The following is a 23,449-nucleotide window of genomic DNA, read 5'->3' on the forward strand; positions in this document are numbered from 1 at the left end:
GCACCGCCCCCAGGGGCTACAGCTGGGTGTACGTCCGCTTCTCCAGGCCGTACTTCGCGGCGGTCGGGTTCCACAGCCCGGCCGCCTGCTTCTTCGCCGCGGTGGCCTCGCCGCTCTTCTGCGTCGCCGCGACCGTCTGGTTCGTCGACCGGGCCTTGCCGCCCTTGCAGGCCTTCTTGGCCTTCATCTGGTCGGCCCAGGCCGCGTAGTGGTCGTCGGCGGAGGCCGAGGCCTGCCAGGCCTTGGTGAGGGCGGCGGTCAGCGCCGGGCTGTTCGGGATCTTGTCGACTCCGAGCGTCTGGAGCCGGGTCACCAGGCCCCGCCGCTGCTCGGCGGCGCCGCGCAGGTCGCCGGCCGCCTTGTCGAGGTTCTTGCACTGCTTGATGAGCTCCACCGAGCTGATCACCGTGTCACGGCTGCTGCTGCTGTCGGCGAGCAGCTTGCTCAGCTCGCGCGCCTGCGGCTCGGCCGGGTCGGCGGGCTTCTCCGCGGGCGGCTGGGTGGAGGGCGCGGCGGAGCCGGTGGCCACGTTCTGGGTGCCCTTCTCGGGCGTCTTCTCGTCGTCGCCGCCGCTGAGGAGCGCACCGGCGCCGAGCCCGACGACCGCGCAGCCGACGACCACGGCGGCGATCAGCGCGACGGGCGACTTGCGGCGCGGGGGTTCGGGCTCGCCTCCGTCGTCGTAGTACGCGTCCTGGTAGGCGTACTGCTGCGGGGGCGGCCCCTGGTGCTGCTGCTGGTGCTGCGGCGGCTGGTGCTGCTGGTACGGGGCGGGCGCGGGCGGCTGCTGGTACGCCTGCGTGCGCGGCGGCTGCGGGGCCTGGGGCGCCCGCGGGGCCTCCGTACGGAAGAGGTTGTCGAACTCGGCGGGGGGCTGCCGCTCGCCGGGAGCCTGCGGCGGTACGGGAGCGATGTACTGGGTCGCGTCGGAGGCGCCGGCGGGCCCGGGGGCCTGCGCCTGGAGCGGTCCGGTGCCGAGGAACTGGGTCGAGGCGCCCCCGCCCTGCTGCGGCGGGACCGGCGCTATGTGCTGGGTGGCCTGCATGTCACCGGCGGCCGGCGGCGGGTACCCGTACCCGGGCTGCTGCGGGGCCGACACCGGCGGCATCCCGCCCTGAAATCCGGGCATTCCGCCCGAAGCGGGCGGCATGCCGCCCGCGACCGGGGCGATGTGCTGGGTCGCCTGCATGTCACCGGCCCCCGGGCCCGGGTAGCCGTAACCGGGCTGCGGCGGGGCACCCTGCGGCGGCACCGGCGGCAGGTACTGCGTCGACTGCATGTCCGCGGCGCCGCCCGGGGTCGCCTCCGGAGGCAGCGGCTGCGCGGGCGGCAGCGGCTGCCCGCCCGGCCGGCCGGCGGCGGGACCCCAGGCACCGTCCCACGGCTGCGCTCCCCCGCGGGCGTCGTGCGCCGGGGGCACCGCCGGGTACTGCTGCTCCGGACCCTGTCCGTTCTGCGTCACCGGGACTCCTACTGATGGACCTACGGAATCGTCGGCTCACGCTACCGGGTGCGCGCCGGGCTCCGCACACACGTGTGAGCCCGGTTACACAACCTTCCTTCACCACCCCTGCCCCACCAGCGGCTACGCGGCGTACAGCTCCATCCGCGCCCCGAACTCCCGTACCACCGACTCCCCCGCGTACGGCTCCAGGCGGTCCCTCAGGTCCTCCAGGTACTCCGCGCCCCGCGACGACCGCAGCGTGCCCAGGAGTTCGAGCGCCCGCGTCCCCGTCCGGCAGGCCTGCTCGACCTCCCGCTGCTGCACCTGCGCCGACGCGAGCAGCGCCAGACCGATCGCCCGCCGCCGCGCCCGCGTCTCCGGATGGCCCTCCACCGACTCCGCCGCCGCCCGCGCCGCCGCCTCCGGCTGCCCCAGGTCCCGGTAGCAGTGCGCCAGTTCGTCCGACAGGTACGCCCCGTCGAAGTGCGCGATCCACGACGGGTCGTCGCCCGCCGCCGGATCGGCCCGCTCCAGCGCCCGCGCGGCCCGCCCCGCGGCCTCCTCGAAGGCACGGACGTCCCCGAGCAGCGCGTGCCCGCGCGCCTCGGCCGCGAAGAACATCGCCTCCGCCCTCGGCGGCACCTTCCCCCGCGCCCCCTCCTGCGCGGCCCGCGCCAGCTGGGCGATCTCCCGGGGGTTCCCGAGCTGTGCGGCGAGGTGGCTCATCGAGGCGGCCAGCACGTACCCGCCGTAGCCCCGGTCGCCCGCCGCCTGCGCGAGCCGCAGCGCCTGGATGTAGTACCGCTGCGCGAGCCCCGGTTCACCGGTGTCCACCGCCATGTACCCGGCGAGTTCGGTGAGCCGGGCGACCGCCGCGAACAACTGCCGCCCGACCGCCTCCCGGTACGAGCCCGACAGCATCCCCGACACCACGCTGTTGAGGTAGTGGACGACCACCGGCCGCACGTGCCCGCTGCCGAACCGACGGTCGAGGTCGACGAGCGCGCCCGTCATCTCCCGTACGGCCGCCACGTCCGCGACCCCGACGCGCGTCCCCGCCATCCTGGCCACGTGCGTGTCGGGCCCCGTGATCAGCCAGTCCCTGCTGGGCTCGACCAGTGCGGAGGCCGCCACCGTCGAGCCGGCCAGGAAGTCCCGCCGCCCCACGTCGCTGCGCCACAGCTCGCAGACCTGCTCGATCGCCCCGGGCACGGTCGGCGCGAACTGGAGGCCGACCCCGGCGGCGAGGTTCCGCCCGTTGGCCATGCCGACCTCGTCGATCGTGACCGTGCGGCCCAGCTTGCGGCCCAGCGCCTCGGCGATGACGCCGGGCGCCCGGCCGCGCGGCTGCTGCCCGCGCAGCCAGCGCGCCACGGACGTCTTGTCGTACCGCAGGTCGAGGCCGCGCTCCGAGCCGACCATGTTGACCCTGCGGGCGAGACCGGCGTTGGAGCAGCCCGCCTCCTGAATGAGCGCCTGGAGCCGTTCGTTGAGCTGACGCGGAACGAGTGGCCTGGCTGCCATGAGTACCCCCTGAGGCCGTGCGGTGATCACGAGAGAAGTGATCACTGCCCGGTGGATATCCGGTCAATGCCGATGTGAACACGCGAAACCGGACACGTCGGCCGCGATCCCGCCGGTGCCCCCACCACTCCGTACCCACCCCCGCTCCCCGGCCCCCCGCGCGCCCCCGCCCGTGCTCCGATGCGCCCCGCATGCAGGATCGATGCCTCACACCACCGGACCCTCCGCCCGTAACCCCGGGTGACGCGGGAAGTTGTGTTCACCGTGGAAGAGACCATGGGAGTCACGGAAGCCGCACAGATCCCCCAGCAGCGCGGCGAACAGCTGCTGGACAGTGCCGTGCGGTACGCGGAAGAGCGGCACTGGGACGTGTTTCCCGGGACCTGGCTGGAAGCCGTCGAGGGCAGGGAGCGCTGCTCCTGCGGCGCGGACGCGTGCGCCCTGCCCGGCGCCCACGCCGTCCGGCCCGACTGGTCGACCCAGGCGACCGGCAGCGGGGTCGGGGCGCGGCGCATGTGGTCGAAGCAGCCGAAGGCCTCGATCCTGCTCCCGACGGGCCGCACCTTCGACGCGATCGAGGTGCCCGAGTCGGCCGGCTTCCTCGCGCTCGCCCGCATGGAGCGGATGGAGCTGACGCTCGGCCCGGTGACCTGTACCCCGGACCGCCGCATGTACTTCTTCGTCCTGCCGGGCGCCGCGACCAAGGTCCCCGACCTCGTCCGCAAGCTGGGCTGGGTCCCGGCCGCCATCGACCTCACCACGCGCGGCGAGGGCCACTACGTCGCCGCCCCGCCCACCCGCATCGGCGGCTGCGGCGCCGTGCAGTGGGCCCGCCGCCCCACCCCGGCGAACCGCTGGCTCCCCGACGCGGAGGAGCTGATCAGCGCCCTCGCGTACGCCTGCGGCCGGGAGGCGGCGGAGGCGCGCGGCCGCACCTCGTGACCCCCGGGCCCCCGGGATTCCGCAGGTCGCGGGCCTAGGGGCGCGGAGGCCCCGCCCTTAGGGTTGCCCCGTACACACGGGGACGACCGAAGGGTTGACGGAACATGCCTGACCAGGCATTTGACGGAGCGTACGAAAAGGCGGGCGCGGCACCGGGCGACGGTGCGGTGCCCGCCGTCCGCGTCGAGGGGCTGTGGAAGCGCTTCGGGCAGCAGATCGCGGTGAACGGGATCGATCTCGTCCTGCCCGCGGGCAAGTTCATCGGGCTCGTGGGGCCCAACGGCGCGGGCAAGACCACCACCCTCTCGATGATCACCGGTCTGCTCCGGCCCGACCACGGCCGCATCCTGGTCGCCGGGCACGACGTGTGGGCCGACCCGGAGTCGGTCGCCCAGGTCAAGGCCCGGATCGGCATCCTGCCGGAGGGCCTGCGGCTCTTCGAGCGCCTCTCCGGCCGTGAACTCCTCGCGTACAGCGGCCGGCTGCGGGGGCTGCCGGGCGCCGAGGTCGACAAGCGGGCCGCGCAGCTGCTCGACGTGCTCGACCTGACCGGTTCGCAGAACAAGCTGGTCGTCGACTACTCCACCGGCATGCGGAAGAAGATCGGGCTCGCGGCGGCGCTGCTGCACAACCCCGAGGTGCTCTTCCTCGACGAGCCCTTCGAGGGCGTCGACCCGGTCTCGGCGCAGACCATCCGGGGCGTCCTGGAGCGGTACACCTCCTCCGGCGCGACCGTCGTCTTCTCCAGCCACGTCATGGAACTGGTCGAGTCGCTCTGCGACTGGGTCGCCGTGATGGCGGCGGGCCAGATCCGGGCGCAGGGCCCGCTCGAAGCGGTACGGGGCTCGGCGCCGTCGCTCCAGGCGGCGTTCCTGGAACTGGTCGGCGCGAACGGCCGCGAGGCGGCCGGGGACTCGCTGGACTGGCTGGGCGGCGGGGGCGGCGCGGCCGGTGGGGCCGGTGCTTCGGGCGGGTCCGGTGCTTCCGGTGCGGCCGGTGCTTCGGGTGGGTCCGGTGCTTCCGGTGCGGCCGGTGCTTCGGGTGGGTCCGGTGCTTCCGGTGGGGCTCAGTGATGAGTGCCGTCACGACCACCGCCCCCTCCGCCGGGGCCGGTTCCGCCCCCTCCCTCACCACCGTCTTCGTACGGCTCAAGCTGGCGCTGCTGCGCAACGGGCTGCGCCAGTCGGGCGGGCGGACCGCCGCGTACATCGCCTCGGCCGTCTTCGGCGCCTTCTTCGCCGCCCTGATGCTGCTGGCCTTCGTCCTGCTGCGGGGCAGCGCAGACGCCGACACCGTCGCGGTCCTCCTCACGGGGGCGCTCGCGCTCTCGTGGACGGTGATGCCGCTGTTCATCCCGAGCGGCGACGAGACCCTCGACCCCTCGCGGCTCGTGATGCTGCCGCTGCGGCCGCAGCCGCTCGTGCGGGCCCTGCTCGTGGCCTCGCTCGTCGGCGTCGGCCCGGTCCTCACCTTCCTCCTGGTCTTCGGCGCCGCGCTGTCCGTCGCGCACGGCGCCGCCGCGACCGTCGTCGCCGTCCTGGCCGTGCCGCTGGTGACCGTGACGTGCGTGGCGCTGTCGCGGGCGGTGGCCGCCGCCAACATCCGGCTCCTGACCTCCCGCAAGGGCCGCGACCTGGCTCTGCTGAGCGGTCTGGTGATCGCGGTCGGCATCCAGTTCGTGAACTTCGGGGTCCAGCGCCTCAACCGGGCCGGCAGCCTCACCTCCCTCGAACCGGCGGCGACCGTCGTCGGCTGGCTGCCGCCGGCCGCCGGGATCGGCGCGGTCGACGCGGCGAGCAGGGGCGAGCACCTGGTGGCGGCGGTCCGGCTGCTGCTCACGGCGGCCACCCTGGCGGCGCTGGTGTACTGGTGGCGGCGGAGCCTGGTGCGGCTGATGGTCGAGCCGGACGGTTCCACGATCGGCGCCGCCTCCGACAGCGGGCGGGAGAAGTCCACCGGTGCGGGGCTGCTCGGCCGCATCCTGCCGGACGGCCGTACGGGCACGGTCATGGAGCGCAGCCTGCGCTACATCTGGCGCGACCCGAAGACGAAGGCGGCGTGGGTGACCTCGCTCGCCATCGGCCTGATCGTCCCGCTGTTCAACGCCTTCCAGGGCAGCGGCTCGATCTACTTCGCGTGCTTCGCCTCGGGCATGCTCGGCATGCAGATGTACAACCAGTTCGGGCAGGACACCTCGGCGTTCTGGATGGTCGCGCAGACCATCTCGACGAGCGCCGACGCGTACGCCGAACTCCGGGCGCGGGCCCTCGCCCTGCTGACGATCACCCTGCCGTTCACGGCGCTCGTCACGGCGGTGACGGCGGGCGTCCTCGGGCAGTGGTCGCGGTTCCCGGAGGCCCTGGGACTGGCGTTCGCGCTGCTCGGCGCGATGCTGGCCTCGGGCGCGGTGGCGTCGGCGGGCTTCCCGTACTCGATCCCCCAGGACAGCGGCTACAAGAACGTGGTGCCGGGGCAGGGCGGTCTGGCCTGGATGTCGATCCTGGGCGGCATGATCGCGGCCGCGGTGCTCTGCGCGCCGCTGATCGCCGGGACGATCTATCTGCACGTCTCCGACCAGGGGTCCCTGCTGTGGCTGGTGCTCCCGGTCGGCGCGCTGTACGGCGCGCTGATCGCCTGGGCGGGCCTGAAGGCGGCGGCCCCGCGCACGGCCCGGCGACTGCCGGAGATCCTGGCGGCGGTCAGCAAGGGCTGAGCCCGTACGGACGCGGGCCCCGGGACGGTCGTACGTCTCGGGGCCCGTGCCCGCCGGTCAGCTCACGGGGTGTCTCGCCGCCTCCCACCGCGTGTGCGCGGCGCGGACGCGGTGCCAGAGTTCCGCGCGTGCGGGGGCGTCGACGTCGCTCAGGTCCAGGCGGAACACGCCGGCCAGCACGTCGTACCAGTCGTCGGCCGATGCGATGGTCCGCTCGTCCGTTCCCCCCGCGCCGGTCCGGCGGAGCACGCAGCCGCGCAGCACGTCCACGCCCTCGGCGTCGCGGCGCTGGGCGCTGAGGACCCGGACGAAGCCGGACTCGGGGGAGGTGGAGAGCCGGACGTGCTCCTCCTCGAAGGAGGACAGGTCCGCCGGTTCCGGCGCGAAGTCCATCCCCGTGAACGAGCCGCGCGGGTCATGGGTGAACCGCCAGCCGCCGGGCACCGCCGTCGACGGGGCCAGCGCGTAGGTGAAGGGCCCCTGGGTGTGGCTGCCCTCGCGCAGCGGCAGGGGCTCGTGCAGTCCGTCGCCGAGCCCGGTGTCGACGAACCAGCGTTCGCCGTCGAGCCGGACGGTGAGCGCGAGGTGGTTGCCGTCCGCGTTCGCGGGGTCCTCGGGGGTGCCCTGCACCCCGGCCCGGTGCCGGGTCACCTCGTAGCCGAGGGCGGTGAGGAGTTCGCTGAAGGCCCCGTTGAGGTGGAAGCAGTAGCCACCGCGTCCGCGCAGGATCCGGGCCACGGACGCGGCGGCGCCGATGCCCGTCGGCCGTCCCAGATGGATGTCGAGGTTCTCGTACGCGACCCGCTCCACCTGGGCCCGGTGCAGTTCCCCCAGCGCCTCGGCGGTCGGGGCCGCCGGCCGGGCGACCCCCAGTACGGCCAGATACCCGTCGACGTCGATCATGCTCCCCCACCCTCTGCGGACACCCTGCGCGAACGGGTGATCAGCATAGGCACCGGCACTGACACCGGCGCGGGAGCCGGCAGCGGCCCGCGGTGGCGGAGCACGATCCGGGGCGTCGGTCAGGCAGCGTGGTTGTAGCCGAACCCCACGTCGTAGGACCAGACTTTCTGGGCGCCGAGGAGCGGGGTCTTCCAGTCGCCCGTGCCCCGGTAGAGGGACATGTCGCCGGTAGGACGGATGGCGAGCAGGTCGGGACGGCCGTCCTTGGAGACGTCTCCGGCCGCTATGAGGAACGCGAAGGCGTTCCAGCCGCCGCCCACCCGGGTGCGCGGGGCGAAGGTGCCGTCGCCCTTGCCCAGGTGGCTCCAGAGGACGCCCGAGGTGTCACGGGCGAGGAGGTCTCCGGCCGGGCCGCCCGCGATGTCGCCGACGGCGGTGATGTCGTTGTAGATGCCCCAGCCGGTGCCGAGCTTCTTCCGGGCGGTGAAGGGGCTGGTGGCGTTGCCGGTTCCGGGGTGCAGCCAGAGAACGCCGGCCTTGTCGGCGGCGAGGACGTCCGGCCTGCCGTCGCCGGTCAGGTCGCTGCCTCCGGTGATCCGGTCGTAGATCTGCCAGCCGGCGCCGACCCTGATACGGCCGTAGAAGCCGCCCTGGCCGTTGCCGGCGTGGAGCCACAGCACCCCGGAGGTGTCGCGGGTGAGGATGTCGCTCACGGTCGATCCGCCGAGGTTGCCGACCGACGCGATCCGGTCGTAGACCTGCCATCCCGGGCCGATGAACTCACGATGGTGCGAGTCCATTTCCAGCTCACCGCTGTAGTACGTGCTGTCGGTGCGCCACAGGCCGCCGCCGGATTCCCGCTGGAGCAGGTCGAAGGCGCCGTCGACATCGAGGTCGTGCGCAGCGGGCCGGCGGACGAGCTTGAAGGAGCCGGAGGCCTTGAAGCCGAGCGGGATGCCGTCAAGCGTGATCGTCCAGGTGTAGTCGCCGTTGGGGGCATCACCCTTCTCGATGTTGTGGGCGTCCCAGTAAAGCCTGAATGTGCTCGAACTCGAGGGTGTGCCCAGGAGCTCGGTGGTCGTGTAACCGGTGCGGGTGTTGCGCATGACGACGGTGGCCCACGCGCCCCCCGTCAGTTCCCACTCCAGCGCGACGTACTGCCGGTTGGTCATGTCGATGACCGGCGGAACGGTGTGCCGGACCAGCGTGATGTCGTCCTCGGCCGTGGCGGTTGTGGCGGCCGTGGCGGCCGTGGTATCTACCGCGCCTGCGGCGAACGTGACGGACAGGACGGCGGCCAGGGCAGTCGCAAACCGCCGGGCGGCGCGGGGACGGCGCAATTCAGTTCTCCCTCGGACGCATCAGGTGCCACTTGCACCACATTCCTGTGACGCACGAGAAGGCGAAAGGTTGTACGGAGACGGCCCGCGCCTCGAACCGGCGCGAGTACGGAGGGTTTACGCGTCACGCAGGTCTTGGCCGACGGCGTTCCCGGCGCCGCCGGCCACCCCGGCGATCTCAGGACGGGAGCGCCTGGACGATCGCTTCCACGCGTTCCCGCCAGGGGGTCGCGACGGCGGTTTCGGGCTGGAAGCGGCGGGCGTGGGCCTTCCAGGCCTCCTCCGTGCGGCAGGGGCCGCAGAAGGTCTCGTCGGCCGTGGGCCGGAAGACGTGCGTGTTGCCGGGGCCGTCGCAGGTCACCAGCTCGGCGACGCGCGTCCCGGCCGGTTCGGACACCGCCGTACGGGCCGGGGCGGGCCCGGCCGGGAGCTTCTCCGTCAGGCGGTGCCGGAGGAAGCCCGCCGCCGAACGGACCCCGCCGCGCGGCAGATGCGCCGTCAGCGCATGGCGCAGGTCCGCGACGGACACCCCCCTCCGCAGCCATTCCGCCGCCGCCTCCGCCAGCCCACGGGCCTCCCTGACCCCGAGCAGCAGGTCCCGGTTCTGGTGCCGCAGCGACAGCAGCACCCGCTCGGCTTCCACGACTTCGGGGGCGGCCGGGCTCTCGGGCGTCGACGGCGCCTCCGGGGCGGCGGGCTCGGGGTCGGCGGCGGGCTCGGGGTGCGGCTCGGGGGCCGGTTCCCGCTCCGGTTCCGGGGCGGCTTCCGGGGCCGGTTCCGGGCGCTGCGGCCGCTCTTTGGTGGGTGGGTGGGAAGAAGTCTTGTCTCCGTCTTTGTCTACCGGTTGAGTCGCCGGGTGCCGGACACTCCGAAAACCGGTAGTCGGTTCCCCGTCAGCCGGAGACCCGGCCGGTACCCCGTCCCGGAGCCCGTTCGCCTGCTCACGCGTGAGGGTGACGTTCGACAGCAGCTGCTCGGTCACCCAATGCCCCCTCCGGCTATGCCACTTCCACTCGTGGAGGTACCCGCACTCCGTCAGCCAGACCTTCGCCCGGTGGTACGCCCGGGGCCGCATGCCCAGGTCGGCCGCGTGCTCCCCGAGCGGCTTGGTGCCGTCGGTCTCGGGGAGGCCCTGCACGTAGATGAGGAGGAGCTTCGCGTCGCTGTTCAGACGCGGGTGTCGCACGACACTGTTCGAGACCTTGGTGAAACACCGAACAGGGGCGATAGCATGCCGAAGCATTTCTGGTGGACCTCTGTATTCCACTGGCAGTGAAGGTCCCCGGACTCCCTGGTGTTGGCGCACCAGCCGGGGACCGCTCCATTTACGGAGCGTGATGATGTGATCACCGTAGCGCACACATCACCGTGCGATGCAACAACTCCGGCTCTACGAAAGGATCTTCGATCGTCGGCCGCGACCTCCAGTCCAGCGGCCAGGTCACCCCGTACAGCGCCGGAATCCCTACGAACGCCTCACTGCGCCCGTTCCGGCCCAGTGCCCTCGCGGGCGCCGGCCACGCGAAGTCCCCGACGGTCTGCGGCGGTAGCAGGAAGTAGTAGTTCCGCTCCCCCGTCGCCGCCCGCACGATCGGGCCCGCCTGGAAGTCCGTGAACTCCATCAGCCGGTAGGCCACGTCCTCACCGATGAAGCCGCCGATCCGTACGGCGTCGAAGTGCACGCCCGCGTGACGGAGGGCGTGACCGGTCGCAGGCACCCAAGAAGGCACCGCGTCAAGCGACTTGCGCAGATTCATGCGGCCAGCTTGGAGGCCGTGTTCTCCTGTGACCAGCGACACAGTCCGTTTGTGCAGGACTGTGCACTCGGGGAGGTGGGCTGTGAACAAGGGGAACAGCAGGAGCCCAGGGGCCGCGAAGGCCTTCGGGAGACTGCTGCGGTTCTACCGGGAACGGGCCGGGATCTCGCAGGAGGCGCTGGGCCGGGAAACCGGATACTCGAAGTCCCAAGTGGCCATGATCGAGCGCGGGGAGCGGCGCGCGAAGGGAGACTTCGTCGCCATCGCCGACGGGATGCTGGGTGCACAAGGTGCACTTCTGGAGGTGGCCGCGGAGGTACCGCTCAGCGCGGTGGCCGCCTGGTTCGAGGATTACCTGGAGGAGGAGGCGAAGGCCGCCGGGATCCACGCGTACGCGAACCAGTTGATCCCCGGGCTGCTCCAGACCCCTGACTACGCACGAGCCGTCTTCAACTGCGCCAACCCTCCCTGGGAGGACGACGAGCGGGAGGCGATGATCGAGAACCGCATGGCGAGACACGCGGTGTTCCACCGCAAGCCCTTCACGCTGATCAGGTTCGTTCTGGAGAAGACCGCACTCACCCGCCCGATCGGCGGATCCCAGATCCTCAGGGACAACCTGATCCACATCCTTGATGTCGCCCGACTTCGCAACGTCGAGATCCAGGTCATGCCGGAGGACCGGGAGACCCATGCCGGGCTCGATGGTCCGTTCACCCTGCTGGAGACGGAAGCCCGCAAAGGGCAACTCGTCTATGTCGAGTGGCAGAGCGGCAGGTACTTTCTCACCGAGCAGCCCGAGTTGGGTGACGCCTTCGCTCGATACGGTTCGTTGCGGGCCCAAGCACTCACCCCCGAAGAATCAGCAGACTTCATCGAACAGGTGGCACGGAAGCTATGAGCAACGATCTCCACTGGTTCAAGAGCAGCTACAGCAGCCCCCAGGGTGGCGACTGCGTCGAGGTCGCCACCTGCCCCCACACCGTCCACGTCCGGGACTCCAAGGACACCCTGATCCCGTCCTTCGAGGTCTCCCCCACCGCCTGGGCCGCCTTCCTCGCCCAGCTCGGCTGAGCCCGCGCAGCCGTGGGCCCCGGGACGGTCGTCCGTCCCGGGGCCCACGGCAAGGCGCTCAGCCCGTGAAGGCCTCCGGGCCGAAGCGGCCCCAGACCACGAAGCCGATGAGGACCAGGTAGGCCAGGTCCACGGCCACGAGCTTCAGTTCGTTGCGCCGTACCCGTACGACCGCCGCTCCCGCCATGACGATCATCAGCCCCACCCCGGCCAGTGGCACCAGGACCGGCGCCGTGCCGAGCAGGGCGGGCAGCACCAGCCCGACGGCCCCCAGGGCCTCCAGGGCTCCGATGGCCTTCACGCTCCCCGCGCTGAAGTCGTCGACCCACTGCCCGCTCGGACCGGCGGCGGCGATCTTCGTCTTGGGGACGACGACCTTGTACATGCCACCGGCCAGGTAGGCGGCGGCGAGGAGTCCGGCGACGATCCACAGCGCGATGTTCACGGCTGTCTCCTTTACGGGGAAGGGCGGTTACGGGGCGGGGCGGCGGTCGCGGTGATGGTTGCCGGGTGTCAGCCGTGCTGGCCCGGGCGGTAGTCGCCGGCCGGCTGCTGGATGATGGCGTTGCCCCGGTTGAAGGCGTTGATGATCGCGATCTGGGCGACGAGCGCGGCGAGCTGCTCCTCGTCGTAGTGCTTGGCCGCGTTCTCCCAGACCTCGTCCGGGACGCCGCCGCCGTCGGCCAGGCGGGTGCCGTACTCGGTCACTTCGAGGGCCGCGCGCTCGGCGTCCGTGAACACCGTGGCCTCCCGCCAGGCGGCGACGAGGTGGAGGCGGACCGAGGTCTCACCGGCGGCGGTGGCGTCCTTGGTGTGCATGTCGAGGCAGTAGGCGCAGCCGTTGATCTGGCTGGCCCGGATCTTCACGAGCTCCTGCGTCGCGTGCGGCAGGGTCGAGTCCGCGAGGGCCTGGTTGGCGGCGATGATGTGCTTCCAGACCTTGCCGGAGATCTGGCTGGCGAACATGTTCAGGCGAGCGGTCATGGCGGGCTCCTCCGTCGTGGTCGTTGACTACACCCCCAGGACGGGACGGGCCCTCCGGGATGTGACACGGCGGAATGTGACCTGCGTCTCGCGGCGCCCGCGCCGGTCGCGGACCGCTCCCCGGCCCAGGACTCGCGGCCCGCGCCCGCCCCGGCCCCGGCCCGCCGAATTCCCTTGCCCGCGGCGGGTGCCCCGTACGATCCTCGCCGCATGGACCTCCTCGCCGTACCCAGGCCCGTGATCGCCCTCGACGACGCGCTCACCCTGCGCGTGTTCGACGCCGTGGCGGACCTTCCCGAGTTCCTCCGGGTCGTCGAGGAGTCGCTCGACCATCTGCGGCCGTGGATGCCCTGGGCCTCCGAGCACAGCCCCGACCGGGGGACCGCCTTCCTCGCGGGGCTGCCCGCGGCATGGGCGAGCGGGGCCTCGTACACGTACGCGATCGTGCTCGACGGCGCCCTCGTCGGCTCCTGCGGGCTGCACCGGCACGAGGACACCCCGGACGGCGCCGTGGAGGTCGGCTACTGGCTGCATCCGGCCGCGACCGGCCGGGGTGTGGTGACCCGGGCGGCCCGCGCGCTGGTGGAGGAGGCGTTCCGGATGCCCGGTGTCGAGCGCGTCGAGATCGTCCACGATCCGGCGAACCGGGCGAGCGGCGCCGTTCCCGCCCGGCTCGGGTTCACGGCGGGCGAGCGGCGCCCCGCCGAAGCGCTCGCCCCGGCCGAGACCGGCGAACTCCAGGTCTGGCACCTGTCCCGGAACCCCGGCGCGGGACCTGCCAAGGAGCACTGACGCGGGCCCGGCGGGAAGGGTTCCGTCCGCCCCGGCGGCGTCGGTACGTTGAGCCGATCTTCGTACCTCTCCCCCCTCGTCGGACCGAACCCCAGGACTCCCGTGAGACACACCGTCACCGAATCCCTGCGCGCCGCCGCCCTGGTCTGCGCCGCCGTCGCCGTCGCCCTCTTCCTCTTCCGCGACAAGGCCGACGGCGTCCGCTGGGACGTCCTGGCCGCCGTCCTCGCGACGGCGGCCTGCATCGGCGCATGGGCGGTGCTCACCCGGCGGGAGGCACCGCTCGGCCCGCCGGAGCCGGCCCCCGGACCCATGACGGCCCTGCCGTCCGTGCTGCCGCGCAACCCCGTCGACTGGTATCTGACGGCCGGTTCGACGGTCTACGCCTTCGCGCCCTGGGCCGTGTTCCGCTACGCCGCCCACGGCGAGATCCACCTCGCCTACGTCGTCCTGGGCGCCCTGCCGCTCTTCACCTGGACCGCCGTCGTCCTCTTCCTGACGGTCAAGCACCTGCTCGTACGGCGGCTGCCGGAGGCGCAGCGGCTGCTCGCCGCGGACGCCCGGGCGGGCCGGGTGATCGCCGTCCGCTTCGAGTCGGCGGGCGGCGAGTGGAACCGGATCGTGCCCGAGGACTGCACCAAGCTCATCGACCCGCCGTTCGAACACGCCCAGCACCTGAAGCTCCAGGACGCCAAGGGGAAGTGGTACGGCACCCACGGCCTCCTCAGCAGCCTCATGGGCCCGGACCACGCCCGTAACCAACTCGCCTTCTTCGGGCCCCGGTTCAAGGGCCGCCAGGTCTGGGTCTACTGGCCGGAGCGGTGGCAGCCGGTCCTCGCCGCCACCCGGAACAGCAACCGCCCGGCGTACCCGGTGGCCGTCATCGCCGACACCGGCGACATGGTGTGGGGCTACGCGGCCCACGACTACACCGACCGCTATCTGACCGACCCCACGAACCTGCACGCCACCACGCCCGGCCTGCGGGCCCGTCCGGTGCGCCCCCGCCCGTACTTCCGCGCCGCCGTCCACGGCCGGATGCTGCTGTGGTTCGCGCTCGCCGCGGCCGCCCTGACCCCGGTCCTCCTCGGTCTCGTCTCGGACGGGCTCAGCGCGCTCCTCGGCGTCGCCGCCGCCCTGGCCGTGATGACCGCGCTGCCCGCCGCGGTCCGGGGCAACACCGTGACCCCGGACCCGAGCCGGTGGACCATCCCCCCGGTGGTGGACTTCCGCGTCCAGTAGGGGCCCGGTTCCCCGGGCTACGGCGTGAGCACGCCGTAGGTCCCGGTCCGCCCGGCCTACGGTGTGAGCACGCCGTAGGTCCCGGTCCGCCCGGCCTACGGTGTGAGCACGCCGTTCAGGAAGGGCTCCACGGCCTCGCTCCAGGCCTCCGGGTGGGTGTAGTGGAGGAGGTGGCCGGCGTCGGGGACCTCCGCGTACGCGCCCCGGGGCAGGACCCGGACCATCTCCTGGGCCTCGGCGCGGCCCAGTTCGCCGTCCAGGCCGCGGACGACGAGGGTCGGGCAGCGGACCTGGGCGAGCGAGTCCCAGTGGGCGTCGTGCACCCAGGTCTCGCGGGAGGTCAGCATCTGCTCCGGGTCGAAGACCGGACGCCAGCCGTCCGGGTGCTCGGCCATCACCTCGGCGAAGAAGGCGCCCCGCGCCGGGTGGGGCGTCTCCACCCACGGGTCCTCGTCGCCGAACCAGCGGTGGACGGCCGGGAGGGACGGGAAGGGCGCGGGCCAGCCGCGGAACCAGTCCTGCCAGGCCCGCTGCGAGGCCGCCCCGAGGGCCGAGGCCCGCATGTCGCAGATGACGAGGGCCCGTACGAGGTCGGGGCGCTCGGCGGCCAGCTGCCAGGCGGTCAGGGCGCCCATGGAGTGGCCGACGAGGGTGACCGGGCCGAGGCCGAGCTGCTCGACGACGGCGGCGGCGTCCGCCACGTACGCCTCGCGGGTGAAGGGGCCGGCTGCGGGCTTTCCGCTCGCGCCGTGACCGCGCTGGTCGAGGGCGACGATCCGGTGCCCGCCGGTGAGCCGGCGGACGGCGGGGGCCCAGTGGCCCGCGTGGCCCATCAGGCCGTGGAGGAGTAACACCCCGGGAGCGCCGGGAGCGGGAGCGGGAGCGGGAGCGGCCGGGGGCCGCGCGGGGCGGGGGACGGTGTGGCCGCCGGGGCGCGGGGCGGTGTGGCCGCCGGGGCTCGGGGCGGTGTCCGGACCGGGCTGCGGGATGATCCCGCGCACGCCGGACGCGGGTGCGGGTGCGGGACTGCCGGGGCCGCCAGGAATCCCGGGGATGCCGGGGCTCCCGGCCGTATGACCCCCGGGTGTGTAGTCCCAGGCCGCCAGCCGAACACCGTCGGCTCCGGTGACGTCGAGTCGTCGCGCCATCCCTGGCACCCCCTCTTTCCCGTCGAACCACGCCAGACTATCGAACTCGTATTCGAAAATGCGCTACTGCCGCGCAACACCCCTCGTTCGAGTGACAGGGCTCAAGGATTGGCAGCCGCTGCCGAGGGGAGATCTTGAGCGGGAGGCGGACCACTCGGGGAAAAGGGGTCCGGCGGGACTGACCTTGAGAGCTCGGGGCTCCAGGTCAGAACAGGGGAGGACAGGCCCCGGCGCCCATGGGCGCCGGGGCCCTCTGTCGTCTTCGGCCCGCATGCCCCACCCCAATCCCCCACCCGCCGCGCCCTGGACATACCAGCGTGGCACGGCCGGGGCGCGGGCGTGGCGATTCCGGCGTAAAACGGGGCGCGCGGCACGCGGCCGGACCACCGGGTCAGGGCCGCGCGGCGGCCCGGAAGAGCGGAGAGGGGCGCCCCGCCGGTCCTGTCGACCTGCGGGGCGCCCCTTCTCAGTGGCTCGGCCTCAGCGCTTCGCGACGAACACGTGCGCCGCGACCTCCGCGTCCAGCTCGGCCGCCTCGCCGCTGCTGCCCACCAGGACGCCGCCGGGGGACTCCGTCACCGACACCACGGAGCCGGGCTGCACGCCCGCGCGCCGCAGCGTGTACATCAGCTGGGCGTCCGTCTGGATCGGCTCGCCGATCCGCCGCACGATCACGGTCTTGCCCTCGCTCGCGTCCAGGTCCGCCAGCGAGACCATCGAGTCGTCGAGGAAGGCCTCGGCCTCCGCCTTCTCGCCGAGCTCTTCGAGGCCCGGGATCGGGTTCCCGTACGGCGACTCCGTCGGGTGACGCAGCAGCTCGAGGACGCGCCGCTCCACGGCCTCGCTCATCACGTGCTCCCAGCGGCAGGCCTCGGCGTGCACCTGCTCCCACTCCAGGCCGATCACGTCGACGAGCAGGCACTCCGCGAGGCGGTGCTTGCGCATGACGCGGGTGGCGAGGCGGCGGCCCTCGTCCGTGAGCTCCAGGTGCCGGTCGCTGGCGACGGCCACCAGGCCGTCGCGCTCCATCCGGGCCACCGTCTGGCTCACCGTCGGGCCGCTCTGGTCGAGCCGCTCGGCGATCCGGGCGCGCATGGGGACCACGCCTTCCTCCTCGAGCTCGAGGATGGTGCGGAGATACATCTCCGTGGTGTCGATCAGTCCGGACATACGTGCCCCTCGATGAGTCGTGCGCTGGCCCTGCACCAATTCTGACGCATCGCGCCGACAACCGGGCCGCACCGGGTGAAGGCGCGGTGAAGGCGGTATTGACAGAGCAATGGTCCAGACCGCACCGTGATCGGCGACCAGGGCACGACCATGACACGACCGGCGACACCACGGCGACGAGAAGGAGCTTCCGGAATGGGCGACAGCGCGGGCGAGAGCAAACTGGCCGGACAGTTCTTCGACGCCGCGATCGGCCTGCTCCAGCAGGTGCGGGACGGCGACTCGGCCGAGATCGCCGCCGCGGGCGCCGCCATCGCGGAGGCCGTCGCGAACGGCAACCGGCTCTTCGCGTTCGGCGCGGGCCACTCCTCGCTCGCCGCCCAGGACGTCGTCTACCGGGCCGGCGGCCTCGCCCTGATGAACCTGCTCGTGGTCCCGGGCGTCGTCGGCGTCGACGTCATGCCGGCCACGCTCGGCTCCGCCCTCGAACGGGTCGACGGCCTCGCCGGGGCGGTCCTGGACTCCTCCCCCGCCAAGGCCGGGGACGTCCTGATCATCATCTCGCTCTCCGGGCGGAACGCCCTGCCCGTCGAGATGGCCATGAACGCCCGCGCGCTCGGCCTCACCGTCATCGGCGTCACCTCGGTGGCGTACGGGACGGAGACGAAGTCCCGGCACGTCTCGGGGACCTACCTCAAGGACCACTGCGACATCGTCCTCGACTCGAAGATCGCCGTCGGCGACGCCGAGCTCACCCACGAGGGCATCGAGGCGCCCTTCGCCCCCGCGTCCACCGTCGTCACCAGCGCCCTCATGCAGGCCACGATGGCCGCCGCCGCCGAGGAACTGGTCCGCCGCGGCATCGAGCCGCCGCTGCTGCGCTCCGGCAACGTCGACGGCGGGCACGAGTGGAACGGCCGTGTGATGACGGAGTACGGCGACCGGATCTTCTACCGGCACTGAGACCGGCACCGGACGGACCCGACGCCGGGCACCGGCCGGACGACCAGACGCACCGGCCGCTACTCGGCGGCCGGGTGCCCGGTCCTGCCGCGCGGGGGCGACAGCAGCTGGCTCATGCCGATGCAGCCGAGCCCGGTGAACATCAGGGTGAGCTGGCCGAAGAAGCGGACCTCCCAGGAGAGGCCCGGCAGGACGCCGAAGTACGCCAGCCCCGGCAGCAGGACGGCCAGGCCCGTCAGCACCGCCCCGACGCCCTGGAGCCGGGGCCTGGTGACGTGCCGGCGGGTCCAGGGCGGAACCCAGCCCGTCCGGAGCGTCAGCACGCCCAGCGTGATCACCACCAGCCCCAGGAGCATCCCCGCTCCCACCATCCACGCCATGAGATCCCCCTCTTCCGGTCCGACCGGAGACCCTCATGGTCGTCCCGCCCCATCGGGGCCGTCCATGCCGGACCCCGGCAGAAACCTGACCCCTTCCTTGCCCGGCCCGTCCGGGACGTCCCGGACACGCCCTAAGGGGTGGTGTCGCCCAGGTCCAGCGCCGCCGCCACCCTCGTCGCCACCGCCTCCGCGAGGACCACGTCGTCCCGCTCGAACGGGGGACGGCAGGCGGCGCGCAGGAAGGTGACGACGCCGAGCGTCCGGCCCCGGGAGCGCAGCGGGACGCACACCGCGTGCGCCGCGTCCCCCGGCCACTGGTGGGCCTCCGCCCACACCTCGGCCGTCCGGCCCGCGCTCGCCCGTACCGTGCCCACCCGGTCCCAGGCCTGGAGCGCCGGGTGCCGCGGCCCGTACCGCAGCGGGATGCCGCCGCCCACGACCGGCGACGCGGGGCCGGGGGCGGTCGCCGGGGTGGCCAGGGCGCGGGTGAGGCGGCGCTCGCCCGCCACCCGGTCGACGAGGGCGTGGTCCGCGAACCCGGCCAGGGCGAAGTCGAGCAGGACGGCCGCGGCCTCCGCCGGGTCCTCGCACTCCGCCGCCGCCGCGCCCGCCCGGTGCAGTTGGCTCCACCGGAACCGCAGCCGGTCCGCCTGCCGCGCCGCGAGCCGCTCCTCGGTGACGTCCTGGAACAGCCAGGCCACGCCCAGCGGCACCGGCTCCTCCGCCATCGGCGAGGCCAGCCGCAGGAAGCCGCTGCGCCAGCACCGGCGGCGCTCCTCCCCGGCGGAGGTCCGCAGCGTCACCCAGACCTCGGCGGGCGCGGGCGGGGTGCCCTCCGCGAGGACGTGCTGCAGGGCGGCCTCCAGCTCCTCGGCGCCCTGGACGACCACATCGCCCAGCGGGCGCCCGAGCAGGGCCGTGCGCCCGGTGCCGAGGGCGCGGGCGGCGTGCCCGTTGACCATCGCGGGGCGCAGGTCGGCGTCGACGAGGACGACACCCCAGGAGGCGTCCTCGAAGAGGGCCTCGCTGAGGGCCACCGAACGCTCCAGGTCGAGCTGTACGTGGACCTCGCTGAACGCGCAGTACACGCCCGCCGGCGCCCCGTCGGCGCCGCGCACCCCGGCGGCCTGGCTGCGGACGAGCACCCGGCCGCCGTCCTTGCGGAGCAGGGCCAGCTCGTGGACCTGCCGGCCGGGGCCCTTCATGACGCCCATCAGCCGGTTCAGGATGTCCTCGGAGTCGGCGCTGCGCGCGGCCCAGCCCTCGAAACCGCGGCGTCCGACGGCCTCGCCCGCGGACCAGCCGAGGATCCGCTCGGCCTCGCGGTTCCAGTGGGTGACCGTCCCGTCGGCGTCGAAGGCGCAGAGCGCCGCGTCCATCCCGTCGAGCAGCGCGGCCAGCAGATCGGCCCCCGCCCCGGGAACGGAAGCGGTCTCGCTCGCGGACCCCGTGAATGCACTCATGCCGCACCCCCCATGCTGCGGCCATTCAACTGGAACGTGACGCAGGGCACATCACCTTCACCGAAATCGTTGCATCGCGGAAACGCATACGAATCGGGCGATGAGGGGATGGCCGCCGGCACCGGCACCCCGGCCCTTACGGGGCCAGCCGCTCCACCCGCCAGGTCTCGCCCCGCGGGCCGCCCTCGCGGACGTAGCGGAGGCGGTCGTGGAGGCGGTTCTCGTGGCCCTGCCAGAACTCGACGGCGTCCGGGACGACCCTGATGCCGCCCCACTCGGGCGGGACCGGGACCTGGGAGCCCTCGGGGTGGCGGGCGGCCAGCTCCTCGTAGCGGGCGAGGAGTTCCTCGCGGGAGGCGATCACCGAGGACTGGCGGCTCGCCCAGGCGCCGAGCTGCGAGCCGTGCGGGCGGGTGCGGAAGTAGGCGGCGGTCTCCTCGCGGCCGACGCGCTCGGCGCGGCCGGTGACGATGACCTGGCGGGCCAGCGGGTGCCAGGGGAAGAGCAGCGAGGCGTACGGGTTGGCCGCGATCTCCGCGCCCTTGCGGGAGTCGTAGTTGGTGAAGAAGACGAATCCGGCCTCGTCGTAGTGCTTGAGCAGGACGGTCCGGGAGGAGGGGCGGCCGTCGGGCGTGGCCGTGGAGACGATCATCGCGTTCGGCTCGTGGATCGCCGGGTTGGCGGCGGTCTCCTTGAACCAGCGGGTGAACTGCGCGATCGGCTCGGGCGCGAGGTCGGCGGCGGACAGCTCCGTGGTGCGGTACTGCTCGCGCATGTCGGCGGGATCCAGGGCGTCGGTCACGGGATCGGTCACGGAGTCATTGTGCGTCAGCGCCTCAGTTTGCCCGGCACCGCCCGCCGCCAATCCTCACTCGCCGGATCGGCGGAGTGTGCCGGATGTCACGCTTCCCCGCATCATCGGAACCGTACAGACTCTGGGGCTGGACGACTGTTGAAACCCGACCATCGACCAGTACTCGGTTGATCGATCATCGATTAGAGGAGCCGCCTGATGTCCGACTTCGTACCCGGGCTCGAAGGAGTCGTCGCGTTCGAGACGGAGATCGCCGAACCCGACAAGGAAGGCGGCGCCCTCCGCTACCGCGGCGTCGACATCGAGGACCTCGTCGGTCACGTCTCGTTCGGCAACGTCTGGGGCCTCCTCGTCGACGGCGCCTTCAACCCGGGCCTGCCGGCCGCGGAGCCGTTCCCGATCCCGGTCCACTCCGGCGACATCCGGGTCGACGTGCAGTCCGCGCTCGCGATGCTCGCCCCCGTGTGGGGCCTCAAGCCGCTCCTGGACATCTCCGCCGAGCAGGCCCGCGACGACCTCGCCCGGGCCGCCGTCATGGCCCTCTCGTACGTGGCCCAGTCCGCGCGCGGCCAGGGCGTCGCGATGGTCCCGCAGAGCGAGATCGACAAGGCCGAGTCGGTCGTCGAGCGCTTCATGATCCGCTGGCGCGGCGAGCCCGACCCGAAGCACGTGAAGGCCGTCGACGCCTACTGGACCTCCGCCGCCGAGCACGGCATGAACGCGTCGACCTTCACCGCCCGCGTGATCGCCTCCACCGGCGCCGACGTGGCCGCCTCCCTCTCCGGAGCCGTCGGCGCCATGTCCGGCCCGCTGCACGGCGGCGCGCCCTCCCGCGTCCTCGGCATGATCGAGGAGATCGAGCGGACCGGCGACGCCACCGCGTGGGTGAAGCAGGCGCTGGACAAGGGCGAGCGCCTGATGGGCTTCGGCCACCGCGTCTACCGCGCCGAGGACCCCCGCGCGCGCGTGCTGCGGCGTACCGCGAAGGAGCTGGACGCCCCCCGCTACGAGGTGGCCGCCGCCCTGGAGAAGGCCGCCCTGGAGGAGCTGCACAACCGCCGCCCCGATCGCGTCCTCGCGACGAACGTGGAGTTCTGGGCGGCCATCGTCCTCGACTTCGCCGAGGTCCCGGCGCACATGTTCACCTCGATGTTCACGTGCGCGCGTACCGCCGGATGGTCGGCGCACATCCTGGAGCAGAAGCGCACCGGCCGCCTCGTGCGCCCCTCGGCCCGCTACACGGGCCCGGGCCAGCGGGACCCGCGCGAGATCGAGGGCTACGCGGACATCGCGGGCTGACCCCGACCGCAGCACGCACCCCGCACCTCGCACGCACCACGCAGGACGACGACGGCCCGACCCGCACAGTCAGGGCCGTCGTCGCATGAGCGGCGGCAGCCGGAGCCGGCTGGCCGCGTACGCCCGCGCGGCGGCAGCCGGAGGCCGGCTGCCGCCGCCACGCCCGTAAGGCGCCGGCTAGACCGACAGCGCCGGCTGCGCCTCCGGGTGCAGGAGCAGGTCCGCGTGGTGGCGGGCCGCGACCAGCGGGTGCGCCCGCATCTTGCCCTTCAGTTCGTTGCGCCCGTACTCGGCGAACAGCGGGTTCGCCGGGTCGGCCGTGACGCCGGGCGCCGTGCCCGCGTACGGGAAGACCAGCGGTTCGATGCGGGCGTCGAGCCGCGGGTTGTAGAAGAACGGCACGGAGTAGCGCTCCGTCGCCCCGGGCGGTGAGACGACCCGGTGGTTGGTGGCGACCAGATAGCCGTTCGTCGCCACTTCGAGCAGCTCGCCCAGGTTCACGACGAACGCGCCGGGCAGCGGCGGCACCTCGTGGAAGTCGCCGTCCTCGCGCTGCACCTGGAGTCCGCCCACCTGGTCCTGGAGCAGCAGGGTGAGGAAGCCGTAGTCCTTGTGCGCGCCGACGCCCTGGTCGTCACCCTCGCCGCTGCTGCCCGGGTAGCGCACCAGCTTGAGGTGCGGGTGGGCGCGCGGCCCGAAGATGCCGTCGTAGAAGTCCGCGGGCGCGCCGATGGAGGCCAGCAGCTCGTGCAGCAGGCGCTCGGCGACGCCGCTGAGCCGGTCGATCCAGTGCAGGGCGGCGGTCCGCAGCTCGGGGAGGGCCTCGGGCCACTGGTTGGGGCCTTCGAGCCACCAGTAGGGGGCTTCCCAGGGGGCGGGGACGTGCGCGGGTCGCTCGGCGCCGATGTCGAGCTGGTCGCGCCAGTCGCGGGCGCCCGCGGTGCGTTCGTCGCCGACGCGGGTGTAGCCGCGGAAGTGCGGCGAGTTGATGTTGTCGAGGGCGAGCCGGTCGGCCTCGGGCAGCGCGAAGAAGGCGCGCATGGCGGAGGTCAGGGCCCGGGTCTCGGCCTCGGTGACGCCGTGCCCGATGAGCTGGAAGAAGCCCACGTCGTGGGCGGCGGAGTGGAGCTGTGCGTGGAGGAGGCGCCGGGCCTGCGGGTCCCGGTCGGCGGCGGAGAGGTCGACGATGGGGAGCTGCGAGGTGTACGAGCTGCGAGTCATGGATGCGTCCGCGGGGTCTACGGGTGCCCGGGGCGGCCGCCAGGGGTGGGGCGGGGGCCACGGGTGCCGGTCGGCAGGGGCTCTGGACGAGGGACCCGTGGGTGGGGGGCGTGGTGTGGCCCCGGTGCCGTGAGGGTCAGGCGGAGCGGCGACAGCTCATGCTCGTGACGCGGACGAAGTCCACGTGGCGGCGGCGTACGAGCGTAGGCATGGGACCAGCGTACTGCGGCGGGGCGGGTTCGACTGTGGCCCGCGTCACGTCCCGCGGCCGGTGGT

Annotated in this window: 23 protein-coding genes; 9 read left to right on the forward strand and 14 right to left on the reverse strand. The window is 73.1% G+C overall.

Annotation, left to right across the window (positions count from 1 at the left end):
* Nucleotides 1-16 precede the first annotated feature (16 nt).
* Both ASD33_RS03205 and ASD33_RS03210 read right to left on the reverse strand, forming a co-directional pair.
* The gene (locus tag ASD33_RS03205) at nucleotides 17-1,462 is read right to left on the reverse strand and encodes a hypothetical protein (protein ID WP_056552779.1); all 1,446 of its coding nucleotides are present in this window, start codon (nucleotides 1,460-1,462) and stop codon (nucleotides 17-19) included.
* Nucleotides 1,463-1,585: 123 nt separating this feature from the next.
* Nucleotides 1,586-2,968: a hypothetical protein gene (locus ASD33_RS03210; RefSeq protein ID WP_056552782.1), complete on the reverse strand. Its 1,383-nt coding sequence runs from the start codon at nucleotides 2,966-2,968 to the stop codon at nucleotides 1,586-1,588.
* 276 nt (nucleotides 2,969-3,244) lie between these two features.
* On the opposite strand from ASD33_RS03210, the gene ASD33_RS03215 reads away from it, so the two are divergent.
* The 3 genes from ASD33_RS03215 to ASD33_RS03225 all read left to right on the forward strand — a co-directional run bounded on the left by ASD33_RS03215 (nucleotide 3,245) and on the right by ASD33_RS03225 (nucleotide 6,623).
* Complete coding sequence (locus tag ASD33_RS03215; protein ID WP_056553812.1) at nucleotides 3,245-3,910, forward strand: bifunctional DNA primase/polymerase; 666 nt, start codon at nucleotides 3,245-3,247, stop codon at nucleotides 3,908-3,910.
* Nucleotides 3,911-4,014: 104 nt separating this feature from the next.
* The gene (locus ASD33_RS03220; protein WP_107103614.1) at nucleotides 4,015-4,983 is read left to right on the forward strand and encodes an ABC transporter ATP-binding protein; all 969 of its coding nucleotides are present in this window, start codon (nucleotides 4,015-4,017) and stop codon (nucleotides 4,981-4,983) included.
* Nucleotides 4,983-6,623, forward strand: a complete 1,641-nt coding sequence (locus ASD33_RS03225; protein ID WP_056552789.1) for a hypothetical protein — start codon at nucleotides 4,983-4,985, stop codon at nucleotides 6,621-6,623. Before ASD33_RS03220 ends, ASD33_RS03225 begins: the two co-directional genes overlap by 1 nt.
* A 57-nt stretch (nucleotides 6,624-6,680) precedes the next feature.
* Here ASD33_RS03225 and ASD33_RS03230 read toward each other — a convergent pair whose 3' ends face one another.
* The 4 genes from ASD33_RS03230 to ASD33_RS03245 all read right to left on the reverse strand — a co-directional run bounded on the left by ASD33_RS03230 (nucleotide 6,681) and on the right by ASD33_RS03245 (nucleotide 10,623).
* Nucleotides 6,681-7,526 (reverse strand): arylamine N-acetyltransferase, encoded by an 846-nt coding sequence (locus ASD33_RS03230; protein ID WP_056552792.1) that lies wholly within the window; start codon nucleotides 7,524-7,526, stop codon nucleotides 6,681-6,683.
* A gap of 119 nt (nucleotides 7,527-7,645) precedes the next feature.
* The gene (locus ASD33_RS03235) at nucleotides 7,646-8,866 is read right to left on the reverse strand and encodes an FG-GAP-like repeat-containing protein (protein ID WP_056552795.1); all 1,221 of its coding nucleotides are present in this window, start codon (nucleotides 8,864-8,866) and stop codon (nucleotides 7,646-7,648) included.
* 178 nt (nucleotides 8,867-9,044) lie between these two features.
* Entirely contained in the window at nucleotides 9,045-10,052 is a 1,008-nt protein-coding gene (locus tag ASD33_RS35345; protein WP_056552798.1) for a hypothetical protein, read from the reverse strand.
* A gap of 160 nt (nucleotides 10,053-10,212) precedes the next feature.
* Nucleotides 10,213-10,623 carry a hypothetical protein gene (locus ASD33_RS03245; RefSeq protein WP_056552801.1) on the reverse strand — a complete coding sequence of 137 codons (411 nt, stop codon included), beginning with the start codon at nucleotides 10,621-10,623 and terminating at the stop codon, nucleotides 10,213-10,215.
* A gap of 82 nt (nucleotides 10,624-10,705) precedes the next feature.
* On the opposite strand from ASD33_RS03245, the gene ASD33_RS03250 reads away from it, so the two are divergent.
* Together ASD33_RS03250 and ASD33_RS03255 are read left to right on the forward strand one after the other, a co-directional pair.
* Complete coding sequence (locus tag ASD33_RS03250) at nucleotides 10,706-11,524, forward strand: helix-turn-helix transcriptional regulator (protein WP_056552804.1); 819 nt, start codon at nucleotides 10,706-10,708, stop codon at nucleotides 11,522-11,524.
* The gene (locus ASD33_RS03255) at nucleotides 11,521-11,697 is read left to right on the forward strand and encodes a DUF397 domain-containing protein (protein WP_056552806.1); all 177 of its coding nucleotides are present in this window, start codon (nucleotides 11,521-11,523) and stop codon (nucleotides 11,695-11,697) included. The genes ASD33_RS03250 and ASD33_RS03255 overlap by 4 nt, the downstream gene beginning before the upstream one ends.
* Before the next feature lie 58 nt (nucleotides 11,698-11,755).
* Here ASD33_RS03255 and ASD33_RS03260 read toward each other — a convergent pair whose 3' ends face one another.
* Nucleotides 11,756-12,142 carry a DoxX family protein gene (locus tag ASD33_RS03260; protein WP_056552809.1) on the reverse strand — a complete coding sequence of 129 codons (387 nt, stop codon included), beginning with the start codon at nucleotides 12,140-12,142 and terminating at the stop codon, nucleotides 11,756-11,758.
* 68 nt (nucleotides 12,143-12,210) lie between these two features.
* Entirely contained in the window at nucleotides 12,211-12,681 is a 471-nt protein-coding gene (locus ASD33_RS03265) for a carboxymuconolactone decarboxylase family protein (protein ID WP_056552812.1), read from the reverse strand.
* Nucleotides 12,682-12,891: 210 nt separating this feature from the next.
* On the opposite strand from ASD33_RS03265, the gene ASD33_RS03270 reads away from it, so the two are divergent.
* Entirely contained in the window at nucleotides 12,892-13,473 is a 582-nt protein-coding gene (locus ASD33_RS03270; protein ID WP_056552817.1) for a GNAT family N-acetyltransferase, read from the forward strand.
* A 102-nt stretch (nucleotides 13,474-13,575) separates the two neighbouring features.
* Nucleotides 13,576-14,715, forward strand: a complete 1,140-nt coding sequence (locus tag ASD33_RS03275) for a hypothetical protein (RefSeq protein ID WP_056552820.1) — start codon at nucleotides 13,576-13,578, stop codon at nucleotides 14,713-14,715.
* A 95-nt stretch (nucleotides 14,716-14,810) separates the two neighbouring features.
* Here the strand turns inward: ASD33_RS03275 and ASD33_RS03280 are convergent, their stop codons facing one another.
* Both ASD33_RS03280 and ASD33_RS03285 read right to left on the reverse strand, forming a co-directional pair.
* Nucleotides 14,811-15,863 carry an alpha/beta hydrolase gene (locus ASD33_RS03280; RefSeq protein WP_107103616.1) on the reverse strand — a complete coding sequence of 351 codons (1,053 nt, stop codon included), beginning with the start codon at nucleotides 15,861-15,863 and terminating at the stop codon, nucleotides 14,811-14,813.
* A 480-nt stretch (nucleotides 15,864-16,343) separates the two neighbouring features.
* The gene (locus ASD33_RS03285; protein WP_056552823.1) at nucleotides 16,344-17,033 is read right to left on the reverse strand and encodes a metal-dependent transcriptional regulator; all 690 of its coding nucleotides are present in this window, start codon (nucleotides 17,031-17,033) and stop codon (nucleotides 16,344-16,346) included.
* 195 nt (nucleotides 17,034-17,228) lie between these two features.
* On the opposite strand from ASD33_RS03285, the gene ASD33_RS03290 reads away from it, so the two are divergent.
* Nucleotides 17,229-17,996 carry an SIS domain-containing protein gene (locus ASD33_RS03290; RefSeq protein WP_056552826.1) on the forward strand — a complete coding sequence of 256 codons (768 nt, stop codon included), beginning with the start codon at nucleotides 17,229-17,231 and terminating at the stop codon, nucleotides 17,994-17,996.
* A 59-nt stretch (nucleotides 17,997-18,055) separates the two neighbouring features.
* Here ASD33_RS03290 and ASD33_RS03295 read toward each other — a convergent pair whose 3' ends face one another.
* The 3 genes from ASD33_RS03295 to pdxH form a co-directional block, all read right to left on the reverse strand.
* Nucleotides 18,056-18,376, reverse strand: a complete 321-nt coding sequence (locus ASD33_RS03295) for a hypothetical protein (protein ID WP_063991892.1) — start codon at nucleotides 18,374-18,376, stop codon at nucleotides 18,056-18,058.
* Between the two features lie 131 nt (nucleotides 18,377-18,507).
* Nucleotides 18,508-19,839 carry a PAS domain-containing protein gene (locus ASD33_RS03300; RefSeq protein WP_056552829.1) on the reverse strand — a complete coding sequence of 444 codons (1,332 nt, stop codon included), beginning with the start codon at nucleotides 19,837-19,839 and terminating at the stop codon, nucleotides 18,508-18,510.
* A gap of 136 nt (nucleotides 19,840-19,975) precedes the next feature.
* Nucleotides 19,976-20,614 (reverse strand): pyridoxamine 5'-phosphate oxidase, encoded by a 639-nt coding sequence (gene pdxH / locus ASD33_RS03305; protein WP_199863447.1) that lies wholly within the window; start codon nucleotides 20,612-20,614, stop codon nucleotides 19,976-19,978.
* 237 nt (nucleotides 20,615-20,851) lie between these two features.
* Here pdxH and ASD33_RS03310 point away from each other — a divergent pair, with 237 nt between their 5' ends.
* Nucleotides 20,852-21,952, forward strand: coding sequence for a citrate synthase 2 (locus tag ASD33_RS03310; RefSeq protein WP_056552831.1), 1,101 nt, complete (start codon nucleotides 20,852-20,854; stop codon nucleotides 21,950-21,952).
* A gap of 177 nt (nucleotides 21,953-22,129) precedes the next feature.
* On the opposite strand, the gene ASD33_RS03315 is transcribed toward ASD33_RS03310, so the two are convergent.
* The gene (locus tag ASD33_RS03315; protein WP_056552833.1) at nucleotides 22,130-23,173 is read right to left on the reverse strand and encodes a 2-oxoglutarate and iron-dependent oxygenase domain-containing protein; all 1,044 of its coding nucleotides are present in this window, start codon (nucleotides 23,171-23,173) and stop codon (nucleotides 22,130-22,132) included.
* Nucleotides 23,174-23,449 lie beyond the last annotated feature (276 nt).

The organism is Streptomyces sp. Root1304 (assembly GCF_001426405.1).
Lineage (GTDB): Bacteria > Actinomycetota > Actinomycetes > Streptomycetales > Streptomycetaceae > Streptomyces.